Genomic DNA, 13,918 nt, shown 5'->3' on the forward strand with positions numbered 1-13,918 from the left:
TATTCGCCTATGGTGCCATTTCTTTTTCCCTTTCAGGAGATTTCATGCGTTCGGCAGGCAAGTTCTGGATCGCTCTTCTTGTTCTCGTGATCTGGATGGCTGTGACGGTGCTGGTGGGGCTTGTTCAGCCCCATGCGACCGCCAATCAGGCGGCACTGATCAGCGGTGAGATCATCTACAGCATCATTGCTGCATCGACTTTTCTGGTCGTCATCCTGCTCTTCCTGAAGTGGGACCGGCTGGGGTTCCAGAAACCGCAGCCGCTCAAGAGCGTCATGCTGACCTGGCTTCCCCTCGGCTATATCGTGCTGTTGCTCGGCGGCGCCATTGCCACAGGCCTGCCGCCGGCAACCACCGTCGCCATTGTCTTGATCAACTGCCTGTTTGTCGGCTTTTCCGAAGAGGCGATGTTTCGCGGCATCCTGTTTCGTGGCGCGCTGGCGCGCATGCGCATTCTGCCGGCGACCATCTTCACCTCGGCCGTGTTCGGCCTGATCCATACGCTCAACGTGTTTGCCACGGGTCAGTTGACGGTGGCCGTGATCCAGTCAGTCGCCGCCTTCATGAGCGGCATGCTCTATCAGGCCATCCGCATCCGCACCCAGTCGGTCTATCCGATGATGGTGATCCATGCGCTATGGGACTTCTCGCTGTTCATGGTGGTGCATTCTGCAGGGGCCGTGAACGAACAGCCGGAGATCACCTTCCAGAGCCTGATTGTGCCGGTCATGCTGGTGATTCCTCTGCTCGGCTATGGCATATATCTGCTCAGAAACCTCGAACGCGATTTTGGCTGGATGTCGGACAAAGCCTCCCGGACCTCTGACTGATGCCGATCTCCCAAAGACAAAGGACCAGACCATGGTGACATTGATTGGCGTCTCAGGAAGCCTGCGCAAACAGTCGCTCAATTCCGCGCTTTTGAAGGCTGCCGCCGCCTCGATGCCCGATGGCTCGACGCTTCAGACCGGCACAATTGCCGGCATCCCGCTTTACGATGGCGATGTGGAAGCCGAAGAGGGTATTCCCGAGGCCGTCACGAAACTGAAGACGCAGATCGAGGCAGCCGACGGGCTGGTGCTGGTGACGCCGGAATACAACAATTCCATTCCCGGCGTTTTCAAGAACGCGATCGACTGGCTGTCGCGCCCCTCCTCCGACATTGGCAAGGTGTTCGGCGGCAAGCCGGTGCTGCTGATGGGCGCGTCTCCGGGCGGCTTTGGCACCATCCTGTCGCAAAACGCCTGGCTGCCGGTTCTCAGAACGCTGGGCACAGACCACTGGAGCGGCGGTCGCCTGCTCGTCTCGCGCGCCTCGGCCGTGTTCGAGAACGGCGAGATGACCGATGACAAGGTGAAGGAACAGCTTGTCAAGCTGATGCGCGGATTTGTCGATTATGTTGAGGGTTGCAAGGGGTAGTTCTCAGCGCCTGGCATACGATGAAAAAACCCGGCACCTTGCGATGCCGGGTTTTGTATTGAGACGATGTGCCCGTCACAGCCCTTGGAGAATATCCTCGATGCGGATCGGGAATTTCCGGGCGCGGACACCGGTGGCGTGCCAGATGGCGTTGGCGATGGCGCCGACTGTGCCGGTGATGCCGATTTCGCCAACACCCTTGACGCCGAGCGGATTGACGATGGCGTCCTCCTCCGGGATCAGGATGGCGTCGAGCGAGGGAATGTCGGCATTGACCGGCACATGATACTCGCCGAGATCGGCATTCATGATGCGGCCAGAACGTTTGTCGACAATCGCCTCTTCATGAAGCGCGAATGACGTGCCCCAGATCATGCCGCCGAAATACTGGCTTTGCACCATACGCGGGTTAATGATGCGGCCAGCGGCAAAGGCGCCCACAAGACGGGTGGTGCGCATCTGGCCAAGATCGGGATCGATCTTGATCTCGGCAAAGACGGCACCATGGGAAAACATGGCATGGGATTCTGCCGCTGCCGGATCGCGCACGCCCTTGGCTGAACCGACGATTTCCCTCTTCCCGGCGCGGGCCATGATCTCATCATAGCTTTCGCTTCGGCTGTCATCATCGCGACGGTGGAGCCGTCCATCGCGTGCCACCACTCCGATATTGCCGGAACCGTAAAGTGGCGAGGCCGGATCATTGCTGGCCAGTTCCGTCAACTGGGCAATGGCATCCTTGCCGGCATTATGAAGCGCCAGACCGGCGCTGGCCGTATGACCGGACCCACCGGCCACGCCGCCATCCGGCAGGGTGGAGACACCCATGTTGAACTCGATCCGATCCGGATCGAGCCCCAGACCTTCCGCGCCGATCTGGGCAAGCGCGGTCCAGGCACCTTGCCCCATATCCACGCCTGCAATCTCGACCAGCGCCTTGCCGTTGGCCCTGATGGTCGAGCGGGCCTCTGTTGGAAACATCGGACAGGGAAAGAGCGCCGTGCCCATGCCCCAGCCGACCAGAAACCCATCGGCATCGCGCATCTGGCGGGGTTGGAGCGGACGCGAGGCCCAGCCGAAACGTTTGGCACCTTCGGTGTAACATTCGCGCAGCGCCTTGGACGAGAATGGCCGGCCGGAACCGGGTTCTGTTTCGGCGTAGTTTTTCAGGCGAAAGTCCAGCGGGTCCATGCCGCAGGCTTCGGCTGCCTCGTCGATGGCGACTTCCAGGGCTGCCGAGCCGGAGGCTTCTCCCGGTGCACGCACCGGTCCCGGCGTGCCGACATCCAGACGAATGCCCTGATGCTCCGACAGGACCGCCGGGCTTGCATAGAGATGGGTCGAGGCATTGGCTGCGGGTTCGAGGAAATCATCGAAAGACGAGGTGGCCGACAGCGATTTGTGGTGCAGCGCTGTCAGCTTGCCCTCGCCGTCCATGCCCATGCGCAGGGTCTGCCATGTGTGGCCGCGATGGCCCACGGGGCCGAACATCTGGGCACGGGTGATGACCAGCTTGACCGGTCGGTCGAGCATGCGGGCAGCGATGATGCCCAGCATTTGCGGACCATTGAGAATGGCCTTGGAACCGAAACCACCGCCCAGGAAAGGCGAGCGGATGACGACATTTTCGGGTGGAATACCGAAATATGTCGCATAGGCAGCACAGCTCATCACCAGTGCCTGGTTGGGCATATCCAGGGTGAGCTTGTCGCCGTCCCAGCTGGCGACCACCGCATGCGGCTCCATGGCATTGTGATACTGCGCCGGCGTTTCATAGTCCGCCTCGATCACCTTTTCGGCACTCTTGAAGCCAGTCTCCAGGTCGCCGAATTCACTGCGGGGATTGCCACCGATGCCGACCGAACCGGGATCGAAACGCTCGCCGTTATCGACCTCCGTGCGGGCCTGCTCGACCTCATATTGCGGAGCGAGAAGGGCCGCCCCTTCGGTTGCCGCTTCCAGCGTCTCGGCCACCACCAGCGCGATCGGCTGGTTGGCATAGCGTATGCCGTCATCCTGGAGGACATCGATGCGGAAGCCGAATGGCGGTATCTTTTCGTCCGGATCATGGGACAGCGCCGGGCGGTTTTCAGGTGTGATGACCTCGACCACGCCTGGATGGGCCTTTGCGGCGGCGACATTCATGGACGTCACCCGACCGCGGGCAATGCGGGCGCTGGCATAGACGGCATAGAGCATGCCGTCCGGGTTGTTGTCCGCGGCATAGGTGGCCTTTCCGGTGACCTTCAACACACCTTCGCGGCGGGTCAGAGGCTGGCCGGCATTGGAGCCGTAGCGGGTATTCTGGCCCAAGACGGTCTCAGGCGACATATGTTCAGGCGACGTATTTTCAAGCGACATGGCTCTCTCCCGAATTGGTCGAGAAGGGCGAGGCCGGCAGGGCTGGCATGACCTGCGGCGTTCCCCTGGATGCGAGGGTCAGCGCCCGCACGGCAATGCGGTGCGCCAGTTCGATCTTGTAGGCATTGTCGCCCGATGGTCTGGCACCGGCGAGCAGAATGTCGACGGCTTTGGCAAAGGCTTGCGGGGTTGGCTCTTCGCCCTGAAGGGCAGCCTCTGCCTCGGCCACCCGCCAGGGTTTGGCGGCAACAGAGCCCAGCGACAGACGGGCCCTTGCAATCACGCCATCCTTCATCTCCAGCATGGCCGCGCCCGAAACAACGGCGAAGGCATAGGAGGTGCGTTCGCGCAGCTTTATGTAGCGGGAATTGGCCGCAAAGGCTGCGCCGTCCGCCGGTAGTCTGAGCGCCGTGATCAGCTCGCCCTGTGCCAGTGCATGCTCCACCTGCGGGGTATCGCCCGGCAGCATGTGCAGGTCACTGAAGGCAATCTCGCGGGTGCCGTCCGGCCCTTCCACCTCGACCACCGCATCCAGCGCTGACAGCGGTACGCAGAAATCGGACGGGTTGGTGGCAATGCAATGATCGCTCCAGCCGAGGATGGCATGGCTTTTGTTTTCGCCGCCCTTGGCGTCGCAGCCGGAGCCCGGTTCACGGCGGTTGCAGGCGCTGGCGAGATCCTGAAAATAGGCGCAGCGCGTGCGTTGCAGGAGATTACCGCCAACCGTTGCGGCATTGCGCAACTGGGCAGATGCACCCGATAGCAAGGCTTCGGCGACCGCCGGAAAGGTGCGGGCAAAGCGCTCGTCATAGGCAAGATCGGAATTGCGGACCATGGCGCCAATGCGCACGCCGCCATCGTCCTGCCATTCGATGTTGGAGAGTTCCGGCAGGCGGGTAACGTCGATCAGACGGTCCGGACGGGCAATACCGATCTTCATCAGATCGAGCAGGTTGGTGCCGGCCCCCAGATAAGCAGAGCCCGGTTCGGCGGCTGCAACAACCGCTTCCCTGATGCTTGCGGGACGCAGGAATTCGAAACGGTTCATGCCGCGTCACTCCCCTTTTCGAGAACAGTCCTTTGCGCCTCGAGCACCGCTTCGGTGATGCCCTGATAGGCGCCGCATCGACAGAGATTGCCGCTCATCAGTTCGCGCACGCGCTCCGGATCGTCCCCGGCATGGCCCTCGGCCATCAGTCCGACAGCGCTCATGATCTGGCCCGGCGTGCAAAAGCCGCACTGGAAGCCATCGCATTCGATAAATGCCGCCTGGACCGGATGAAGGGCTTCGCCGACGGCCAGCCCCTCGATCGTGGTCACCTGCGCGCCATCCAGACTGGCGGCGAGCGAAAGACAGGAATTGATACGCCGTCCATCGACGAGTACGGTGCAGGCACCACACTGTCCGCGGTCGCAGCCTTTCTTCGTGCCCGTCAGATGCAGCCGCTCGCGCAAGAGGTCGAGCAGCGTCACGCGCGGGTCATCGAGCGCAATTTCTTGCGGCTGACCGTTGATGGTGAGGCTGATGGAGAGTTTCATGCGATACTCCGATCAGAGAAAGTGTTATAAGGATACCAACCGCCTGCGCAGGCGGAGCATTTTAAAGCGGGCGAGGCTGTGAATTGACTGAACTGATCTGCGCCCGAACCGTTAACGCAGTATGCATTGGATTTGTTCAGCCTCACTTGAAATATACGGAGGCACCCTCCGTTTATCAAGTGGGCGCTCGCTGTTTTTAGAAAATGGAACATCAACTCCCGAAAGCAAGGCGAAAACCGCGGGCAGATTCCCTTCGCAACAGGGAATTGCTGCTGGTTGCCGCCGGCGAAATCTTCTCCACTGGCGGACCACAGGCGAGTCTCGAGGCGGTGGCGCGCAAGGCCGGCGTGGGCATCGGCACGCTTTATCGTCATTTTCCCACGCGCGAAGCTTTGTTCGATGCCGTCTATCGGCACGAGGTGGAGCAACTGCGCGCCCGTGCCGAACAATTGCTCGAAGAGCCGGATCCGGTCGAGGCATTACGCCAATGGTTCCAGACCAATATCCGGCTGGTGGCCACGAAGAAGGGCATGATCGAGGCGCTGCAACTGGCCGTGCACGGCTCTTCGGAACTGAAAGCCTATACCTTTCAGCGCATGGTGGAGGCCGTCGGATTGCTGCTCGACCGGGCGGTCAAGGCTGGAATGGTGCGCGACGATATTCCGGCGCAGGATCTGCTGTCGACACTGTTCGGCATTCTCTACGCCCAAAACAGCACCAACTGGCAACCGGCGGCGATGCGCATGGTCGATGTGTTCGTGGACGGCTTGCGGGCGCGCTGAAGCGCCGGGCATCACTGGACATCTGGCAGAAAAAGCCCGGTGCCAGCAGGCACCGGGAAAGTCGAGACGCAGGAGTAGGATTGCGATCTCGAAACCAACGCGAAGCCGCCTGTCGCCGGACCAATAAGCCGGACGCAGTGTGGCTAATCCGACCAGATTACCAAGAGATTCCGGGACGGGTCGATGGCGCCGGGTGACGGCTGCTTGCTCTTGCATGCAAAGTGACGCAACCAGTCCGTCGATATATTCGGGCCGCACAAAAAGTCCCGGCATCTTGCGATACCGGGACAAGATGAGGCGCCAAGGGTAAAAGGCTGCCCCGGTTACGAATGGGAAGCCCCCGCCCCCATTCGATCCTTGATAGGTGACTAGAACTTCACCGTCCAGCCACTGCGCAGCCAGACATTCGGATCGTCGCCCTCGGTGGTGACATTGACCATCAGCGAGGCAGTGCCGCCGCCGATGTCGAATTCGGCACCGGCACCGGCGCGAACCCAGAACTGGTCGACATCCTGGCCGTCGAAGGCGAAGGACGACAGGCCGTTGATCGAGCCGGATGTGCCGGAGGTTTCCTTCTCAAAACGATAGGAGGCTTCGGCCTTGCCAAGCAGGCGGATGTCGTCATTGAGGCCATGGACCATGTCGACACCGATGCGGGCGACCGTTGCGTGATCCTTGACCGCATCGAAGCTGGACGGGAAGCCGCCACCGGTTTCGCTATAGGCGTCCATCTTCGAATGGGCGTAGCTCAGCATCGCATAGGGGGTGAAGTCCGTGCCGTCATAGCTTGCGGCGTTCAGCCAATCGAACCGCAACTTGGCGGCGAAGGTTTCGATGTCGGCCTTACCGCTCGAATAATCCATCACGCCGCCATTGAGATAGCCGCGGTCTATCCTCATGCGACCATGGGAATAATAGCCGCCGATGGTGGCATAGACACCGCTGTCGCCAAGGGCGATGGAGGCTTCGGGCGCGATGTAGAAGCCCTTCACATCGAAGGAGCCACCGGTTGCGATATCCTGATCGGTATAGACGCCGCCGAGAGCGATGCGACCCGTAATGCCGCCGTCAAATCCGCGCGCATAGGTCAGATCGCCAATGACCAGGCCGCCATTGGAATAGCCACTATCGTCATAGCCGGTATCGTTGGTGATGGAGAAGGACTGCTGACCGACGCCAAGCAGATCACGCATGGGCTGGCCATGGGCACCGTTCAGTATGGTGTTGGCATAGTTGATACCAACCTGGGTGGTGGGCTTGTTGAGAAGTGTAGCCTGGTATTCGGCGGTGTCGATGATGCCGGACGACGCGCGGGCGATAAAGGCCGTATCAGAGTTGGTGTTGCCCACCACGACATTGCCATCATCAGAAACGCCGGTTGCTTCCTTGGTGATATCATCCTCGATATCGAAGCCGTTGTCGCGCAGCCATTGTTCGACGGTGATCATGCCGTCATTTTCTGTCCAGCGGAAGGCATGTTGTTTGCTGGAGCTATCGGCTGCCGTGCCGACGATCACCGTGCCATTGCCATTGACGGCATTGGCAGAGGATTCTCCCCAATATCCATCATTATCCAGTTTCGAGACATTGTCGTCGGCATCCCACATAACCGCTGTCAAATACGACTGCCCGACGATGACGGAACCGTCATTGCTGATGCCATAGGCCGCGCTTTTGCCCGGCACGTTCAAGGGGACCAAGCTTGTTTCTGAAATCGTGTCGCCAATGACCCATTTGTAGGCGGTACCATCACTGCCGTATCCCACAGCGATGGTGCCATCGCCGCTAACACCTGCTGCAAGCGTATTGTCATGGCTGCTTAACTTTGTCGGGCTTCCGATATCAGAGGTCCAGACTGCGGCCTGAAAATTACTCGGCAAGGGACTGAAATGGCTTTGCCCAACGATCACTGTGCCGTCGTTGCTGACGTCATAGGCAATACCCGATAGACCAAGGAGGGTGGTATGGACACCATTTCGCCAGACTGCGGCGCTGTTATCCGCGTATCCAACGATCACGCTGCCGTCATAGTTGACGCCGTAGGCCTTGCTGGAATTGTGATCGTCAAACAGCGCCTGATCGCCGCTATCGTCCCACATTTCGGCAACCACAAAGCTACCAGCCGACACCTGACCGACTACCGTTTTGCCATCGCCACTCACGGCCCTGACGATTACGATCTCCGGCCCGCTCTCCAGTTTCGTCAACCCGTCATCTGCAGTGGTACTTCCTGCAGCGGCCTGCCCCGCTGGAATAGCAAACGGACATGCAGCCAGAACCAGCGCCATCGCCGATGTGTTCAGGAATGTCGTGCGTCGGCGCGCGGACGTGTTTGTGGTCAAGGTCGTCAAAGTCATATCTGAAAGGTCCCCGCATCGGTCATCGCCATGCCCCTCGCCAAGGGCCATATCTCCCCGGCTTTGGCTCTGTGCAACTGAAAGGCGCGCGAGCGAAAACCAGACATATACTTCGTGCATGGGCGTGCGGGATGCCGGGTGTCAATGGCAGGGGACTTCTGAAATCCAGCGTGCTGCAAGCTCCCGTTGGATTCGTCGTAACTACATTATTTCCGCATTCAGCGGGCCCTCTTTGCTTTTATCCATGCAACGCAGGGCTTGGGCGCTGCCGTGAATTTACATAAGTCAATCCTTGATTATTTTTCACTTTTTGGACACTTTTTACGTGTCCCCAAAAAAGCCAGGATCAGCCCCGGTGCGCTGAAGCAAGTCGGCGAATATAGCCGCGTTTGAGGCCGCATATTCGCGAATCAATCGAGCGCTTTCTCCCGTCAATCTCAGACAAACGAAAATGTGACGATGTCGAGATAGCGCGAATGCAGATCGGATCGCACGCCTCACTGTGCTTTTGCATCTCCTTAAGGCGTGACGTCTGGACGAAGGCCTGGCGATCTGCCAAAAGCCGTTGCATGGACGCGACCGCCGTTATCTTTAGAATGGGGTCGGGCTGCTGATTGACGTCAGGCGGCTGCCGCGAGGACACGCTGGCCGTCCTATTTCTCTGCTGGCCTCATTCTCTCTTGGCCTCTGATTGCCAGTGTGCGTTTGCCTGTCTTGCAGCGGTCGACAAGCATGGCTATAATTTGGCCTGTTGCGCGCTTGAGAAAGGAGGGTCACATGCACAATTACTATTTCCGGTTCTACCGGACACGTGGCCCGGTCGTCGCCCTGCAGATGCGTTTGCAGGGCTGATCAGAGCCTGTTTCTCGTTTCAAACACCGTTCCTGGTCTGCCCTTTGTGGCCCGCAGGCACTGAGCCCTTGGCTCAGTTTCGTCTGCGATCATTATTCACCGCTTGTGATGCACCCGTCGTCGATGGCCAGATGCCCGCGACGGAGCTCCCGCGGTTTCGATCAGAGAACGACCATGAGCCTTATCAATATCCGCAATCTCGGCATCACCCTTTCGTCCCCGCTGTTTTCCAATTTCAACCTCGTCGTCAACTCCGGCGACCGGATCGGCATCGTCGCTGCCAATGGGCGGGGAAAGTCGACACTGTTTCGCGCCCTTGCGGGCACGCTTGACCCCAGCGAAGGCGAGATCACGCGGGCGCGCGGGCTGACCGTTGGCTATGTCGAGCAGAATGTGCCCCCTGCCCTGATGCCGCTGACGCTCCATGACGCAGTGCTCGACGCATTGTCGCAGGAAGAAGCGATCAGCGAAAGCTGGCGGGTGGATGTGGTGCTGGCCTCGCTGGAGGTGCCGGAAGACTATTATCGGCGTCCGCTTGCGGCGCTGAGCGGCGGCTGGCAGCGGATCGCGCTTCTGGCGCGCGTGTGGGTGACCGAGCCTGACGTGCTGATGCTGGACGAGCCGACCAACCATCTGGACCTTGCCAAGATCGCCCTGGTGGAACGTTTTCTCAAGGCGCTGCCGCGCGATGTGCCGGTGATCCTGGCAAGCCACGACCGCGCCTTTCTGGATGCCGTTACCAACCGCACGCTGTTTCTGCGCCCTGACAATTCACCGGCCTTCGCACTGCCCTATTCGCGGGCGCGCGCAGCGGTGGACGAGGTTGACGCGGCAAAGGCGCGGCGGTTCGAAAAAGACATGAAGACAGCGGAGCAGCTGCGCCGCCAGGCCGCCAAGCTCAACAATATCGGCATCAATTCCGGCAGCGATCTTCTGGTGGTGAAGACCAAGCAGTTGAAGGAGCGGGCCGAGGGGCTGGAAGAGGCGGCAAAGCCAGCGCATCTGGACCGCTCGGCCGGCGCCATCAGGCTTGCCAATCGCGGCACCCATGCCAAGGTTCTGCTGACGCTGGACGATGTGGCGGTGGCGACGCCGGACGGCAAGCCGCTGTTTCGCACAGGCAAGCAGTTCATCTGCCAGGATGACCGGATCGTGCTTCTAGGCGCCAACGGCACCGGCAAGACGCGCCTGGTGTCGATGCTGCGTCAGGCCATCGAGCAAGCGGAAATGGCGTCGGGCGGCATCAAGGTCACGCCATCGGTGGTGCTGGGCTATGGCGACCAGGCGCTGGCGGACCTGTCCGGCATCGATACGCCCATCCATGCCGTGACCCGCCGTTTCGATATCGGCGACCAGCGGGCGCGCACCCTGCTTGCGGGTGCCGGTATCGGCATCGACATGCAGCCGCGCCTGATCTCCACGCTGTCGGGCGGGCAAAAGGCGCGCCTGGGCATGCTGATGCTGAGGCTTGCCGAACCCAATTTCTATCTGCTGGACGAACCGACCAACCATCTCGATATCGAGGGGCAGGAAGCGCTGGAGGCCGAACTGATGGCGCATCAGGCAAGCTGCCTGCTGGTCTCCCATGACCGCAGCTTTATCCGTGCGGTGGGCAACCGTTTCTGGGTGATCGAGAAGAGGCGGATTGTCGAGGTCGACAGTCCGGAGGGATTTTTCGAGACCATGGCGGCTGGCGGCTGAAGTCAGAACCGCTGTCGGGCGCACGCCCTCCGTCAGTCCGGCCTCGAGCCCGGATCCAGTGCCGCAGGCGTCGGATCTGCGAAGGCTCGTTTAGCACTGCAGACGCAGCATGGCCAACCGCGCCTGTGACCTTGGCCGCTGCGGCTCGACCAACAAAAAACCCGACGCTCGAAAGCGCCGGGTTGCTCAACTTATGCGAAGCTGCGCTTACTTGGCAGCTTCGTACATTTCCAGGACGTAGTCCCAGTTGATCATGTTGTCGATGAAGGCCTCAAGATATTTCGGGCGAGCATTGCGGTAGTCGATGTAATAGGAATGCTCCCAGACATCGACGCCGAGGATCGGCTTTGCGCCGTGAACCAGCGGGTTTTCGCCGTTCGGAGTCTTCATGATTTCAAGCTTGCCATCCTTGACGGCAACCCAGGCCCAACCGGAACCGAACTGGCCGACGCCAGCTGCGGTGAAGTCGGCCTTGAACTTGTCGAAGCCGCCGAGGTCGGAGGCGAATGCGCTTTCGAGCGCGCCGGGCAGCTTGTTACCGCCGCCATCCTTCTTCATCCACTTCCAGAAATGGATGTGGTTGTAATGCTGGGCAGCATTGTTGAAGAGCGGCTGGTTGTTGCCGTAGGACTTCTTGATCACTTCCTCGACGGACAGATCACCCATGCCGGCATCGGCGGCCAGCTTGTTGCCCGTGGTCACGTAGGCATTGTGGTGCTTGTCGTGGTGGAATTCCAGCGTCTCGGCCGACATGTAGGGGGCCAGAGCGTCGTAGGCATAGGGCAGATCTGGAAGTTCGAAAGCCATGAGGGATCTCCTTTCGGCATTTAAAAATCTTAATCGGGCAGGTGCACGGAACATAGGAGCGGAACCTTGTTCAGGCAACCTTGCGCGCATGAAATTTGTTCCTTTCGGAGCAAACTCTATTGGTGAATTAACGGGTGGGCGGGAACAGAGTTCCGTATCAATCGCTATAGGACGGAAACCTTTCGCGTTGCAGGAGACACGCCCATGCGCATCACAGCCCTCAAAGCTGCCTCCGTCACTCTGTTGCTCGGTGCCGGACCTGCGCTCGCCTCGTCTGACGAGGCATGGAAGCAGTTTGCAGCGGACGTCGAGACGCGCTGCCTTGCGGCCTCAAAAAGCCTTGTGCGCGCGGCAAAGATTGCCGTCGATCCGCTTGGAACACAAAGTTACGGCGTGGCGATCCTGACCGGCCGGGCCGTGGGGGCCGATGAGGCTGTGAGCCTCGTTTGCGTTTACGACAAGCAGAGCAAGACCGCCGAGGTCAGCCCCGGATTCGACCAGGATGCGGTGACTGTCACCATTCCCTGACGGGATCAGGCGGACGGTGCCGGGTTGATCGAGTATCCGCGCGCGGCGCGCGCCTCCAGGCATTCCGGATCGCCGGGCATACAGTCGCGGCACACGAGCGGGCGAACCGCATAAATGGTGCAGGCGACATGTTTGCCGAGCTCGCCCTTCAGTGCCGCGCAACGCCCCTCGGTAAAGAGCATGCCGCTTTCATCCCGGGCGACCAGCTTTTCCGGGATCAGCGCCAGCTCCTCGTCGCTTTCCAGCGAAAAGCGCGGCCAGTCTGCCGAATGGGCGCAACAGGCGCCGCAGGACTGGCAATCGAACATATCGGTGGAGGGTTCATCACTCATGCTGGCGCCCTACTTTCCGGTTGAGGGTTTATGGCGCAGGCCGGCTGCGAAGATGGCGGCGAGGACAAGCATCACGACACCGGTCAATATCGGTCCGGCATCGAGCGAGACATCCATGACCATGCCGGTGGCACCGGAGCCGACGGCGCTGCCGATGGCATAGGCAAGGCCGAAGGCGGCACTGCCGGAGACCAGCATCGAACCGCGAAAGCGATCGCCCAGCAAAGTGAGCGCACAGGTGAAAAGCGAGAAGCTTGCAGCGCCCATGACCGATACGGTGATCAGCAGCCCCGGCTCCCAATGGATGAAGGGCAAGAGAATGAAGGACAGGCCGCTCAAGCAGGCCGAGCCAACCGCAATGGCCGTGCGCGGAGCATGATCGAGCAGCCAGCCCACCAGGGGCTGGGCCAATGCCGTTGGCAGCGCCACCATGGTGACGGCAAGGGCTGCGAAATTTTCGGAATGGCCACGCTCGACGAAATAAAGCGGAATGCTGGAGATGGCGGCGATATCGGAAAAGCCGAAGCCAACCACCATCAGTGCCAGAAGCGGCGCGACCATCAAGAAGCGGAACAGGCCACCGGGGGCAGAGGCTTCCGGACGGGTGCGGGCATAACGGCCGAGCATGACCGAGGCAAAGGCCACCAGGGCGATATAAATTGCCACCAGCGCAAAGGCGAAGCCATCCTTCGTGCCGACCAGAGGGATGGCGAGCGGGCCAGCGGCAAAGCCGGCGCACATGCTGGCGCCATAGATGCCGGACACACGCCCCCGCAACCGGTCAGGACAGGCGGTATTGAGCCAGGCTTCGCTGATGGTGAAGATGATGCTGGTGCCGTAGCCGAGCACGAAACGGGCGACGAACCAGACGCCGAGATTGTCGCTCAGCGAAAAGGCGATCAGTGCGACCGAGCAGCCCAGCAGGCCAGCGACAATCAGGCGGTCGCCGCGCAAATGACGCGTCATGCGGCTGACCATCAAGGTGGAGGTGGCGATACCGGCTGCAAAGACCGATGCATTGAGCCCGGCCATGGTGGACGACACGCCGCGCCCTTCCATGACCAGCGCGATCAGCGGATAAGTGAGTCCCTGCCCGACCGAAAAGGCCGTCACCCCCAGCACAACGACAGCAATTGCCGCCCAATCCGGCGCGAAATCTTCCGCGATTGCCGATGCCTGCATGACCGAATTCCAACTGAGAAATGCCGGCAAGGCCAGCGATCACTTCGTCTATCCGAGC

General features: G+C 60.5%; 12 protein-coding genes. 5 read left to right on the forward strand and 7 right to left on the reverse strand.

Features of this window, described 5'->3' with window-relative positions; genetic code table 11:
• The first annotated feature begins 44 nt into the window (after positions 1–44).
• Positions 45–830, forward strand: coding sequence for a CPBP family intramembrane glutamic endopeptidase (locus ACWPM9_RS15305; RefSeq protein ID WP_484755687.1), 786 nt, complete (start codon positions 45–47; stop codon positions 828–830).
• Between the two features lie 31 nt (positions 831–861).
• Positions 862–1,419 carry an NADPH-dependent FMN reductase gene (locus ACWPM9_RS15310; RefSeq protein WP_484755688.1) on the forward strand — a complete coding sequence of 186 codons (558 nt, stop codon included), beginning with the start codon at positions 862–864 and terminating at the stop codon, positions 1,417–1,419.
• Positions 1,420–1,494: 75 nt separating this feature from the next.
• Here ACWPM9_RS15310 and ACWPM9_RS15315 read toward each other — a convergent pair whose 3' ends face one another.
• From ACWPM9_RS15315 to ACWPM9_RS15325, 3 genes are read right to left on the reverse strand one after another with little or no spacing between them, the layout of a single operon-like run.
• Positions 1,495–3,750, reverse strand: coding sequence for a xanthine dehydrogenase family protein molybdopterin-binding subunit (locus ACWPM9_RS15315; protein ID WP_484757662.1), 2,256 nt, complete (start codon positions 3,748–3,750; stop codon positions 1,495–1,497).
• A 19-nt stretch (positions 3,751–3,769) separates the two neighbouring features.
• Positions 3,770–4,828 carry an FAD binding domain-containing protein gene (locus ACWPM9_RS15320; protein ID WP_484755689.1) on the reverse strand — a complete coding sequence of 353 codons (1,059 nt, stop codon included), beginning with the start codon at positions 4,826–4,828 and terminating at the stop codon, positions 3,770–3,772.
• Complete coding sequence (locus ACWPM9_RS15325; protein ID WP_428185470.1) at positions 4,825–5,319, reverse strand: (2Fe-2S)-binding protein; 495 nt, start codon at positions 5,317–5,319, stop codon at positions 4,825–4,827. The genes ACWPM9_RS15320 and ACWPM9_RS15325 overlap by 4 nt, the downstream gene beginning before the upstream one ends.
• 266 nt (positions 5,320–5,585) lie before the next feature.
• On the opposite strand from ACWPM9_RS15325, the gene ACWPM9_RS15330 reads away from it, so the two are divergent.
• Positions 5,586–6,101: a TetR/AcrR family transcriptional regulator gene (locus ACWPM9_RS15330; protein ID WP_484755690.1), complete on the forward strand. Its 516-nt coding sequence runs from the start codon at positions 5,586–5,588 to the stop codon at positions 6,099–6,101.
• 368 nt (positions 6,102–6,469) lie between these two features.
• Here the strand turns inward: ACWPM9_RS15330 and ACWPM9_RS15335 are convergent, their stop codons facing one another.
• Positions 6,470–8,458 (reverse strand): autotransporter domain-containing protein, encoded by a 1,989-nt coding sequence (locus ACWPM9_RS15335; protein ID WP_484755691.1) that lies wholly within the window; start codon positions 8,456–8,458, stop codon positions 6,470–6,472.
• A 1,026-nt stretch (positions 8,459–9,484) separates the two neighbouring features.
• Between ACWPM9_RS15335 and ACWPM9_RS15340 the strand changes: the two genes are divergently transcribed.
• The gene (locus ACWPM9_RS15340) at positions 9,485–11,011 is read left to right on the forward strand and encodes an ABC-F family ATP-binding cassette domain-containing protein (protein WP_484755692.1); all 1,527 of its coding nucleotides are present in this window, start codon (positions 9,485–9,487) and stop codon (positions 11,009–11,011) included.
• A 207-nt stretch (positions 11,012–11,218) separates the two neighbouring features.
• Here the strand turns inward: ACWPM9_RS15340 and ACWPM9_RS15345 are convergent, their stop codons facing one another.
• The gene (locus ACWPM9_RS15345) at positions 11,219–11,818 is read right to left on the reverse strand and encodes a superoxide dismutase (protein WP_428185473.1); all 600 of its coding nucleotides are present in this window, start codon (positions 11,816–11,818) and stop codon (positions 11,219–11,221) included.
• 204 nt (positions 11,819–12,022) lie between these two features.
• Here ACWPM9_RS15345 and ACWPM9_RS15350 point away from each other — a divergent pair, with 204 nt between their 5' ends.
• Positions 12,023–12,346 carry a hypothetical protein gene (locus tag ACWPM9_RS15350; protein ID WP_484755693.1) on the forward strand — a complete coding sequence of 108 codons (324 nt, stop codon included), beginning with the start codon at positions 12,023–12,025 and terminating at the stop codon, positions 12,344–12,346.
• Between the two features lie 5 nt (positions 12,347–12,351).
• On the opposite strand, the gene ACWPM9_RS15355 is transcribed toward ACWPM9_RS15350, so the two are convergent.
• Both ACWPM9_RS15355 and ACWPM9_RS15360 read right to left on the reverse strand, forming a co-directional pair.
• On the reverse strand, positions 12,352–12,678 hold the full coding sequence (locus ACWPM9_RS15355; protein ID WP_484755694.1) for a YkgJ family cysteine cluster protein: 327 nt from the start codon (positions 12,676–12,678) through the stop codon (positions 12,352–12,354).
• A 9-nt stretch (positions 12,679–12,687) separates the two neighbouring features.
• Complete coding sequence (locus ACWPM9_RS15360; RefSeq protein WP_428185476.1) at positions 12,688–13,860, reverse strand: MFS transporter; 1,173 nt, start codon at positions 13,858–13,860, stop codon at positions 12,688–12,690.
• Between the last annotated feature and the right edge of the window lie 58 nt (positions 13,861–13,918).

The organism is Agrobacterium sp. H141, assembly GCF_057158725.1.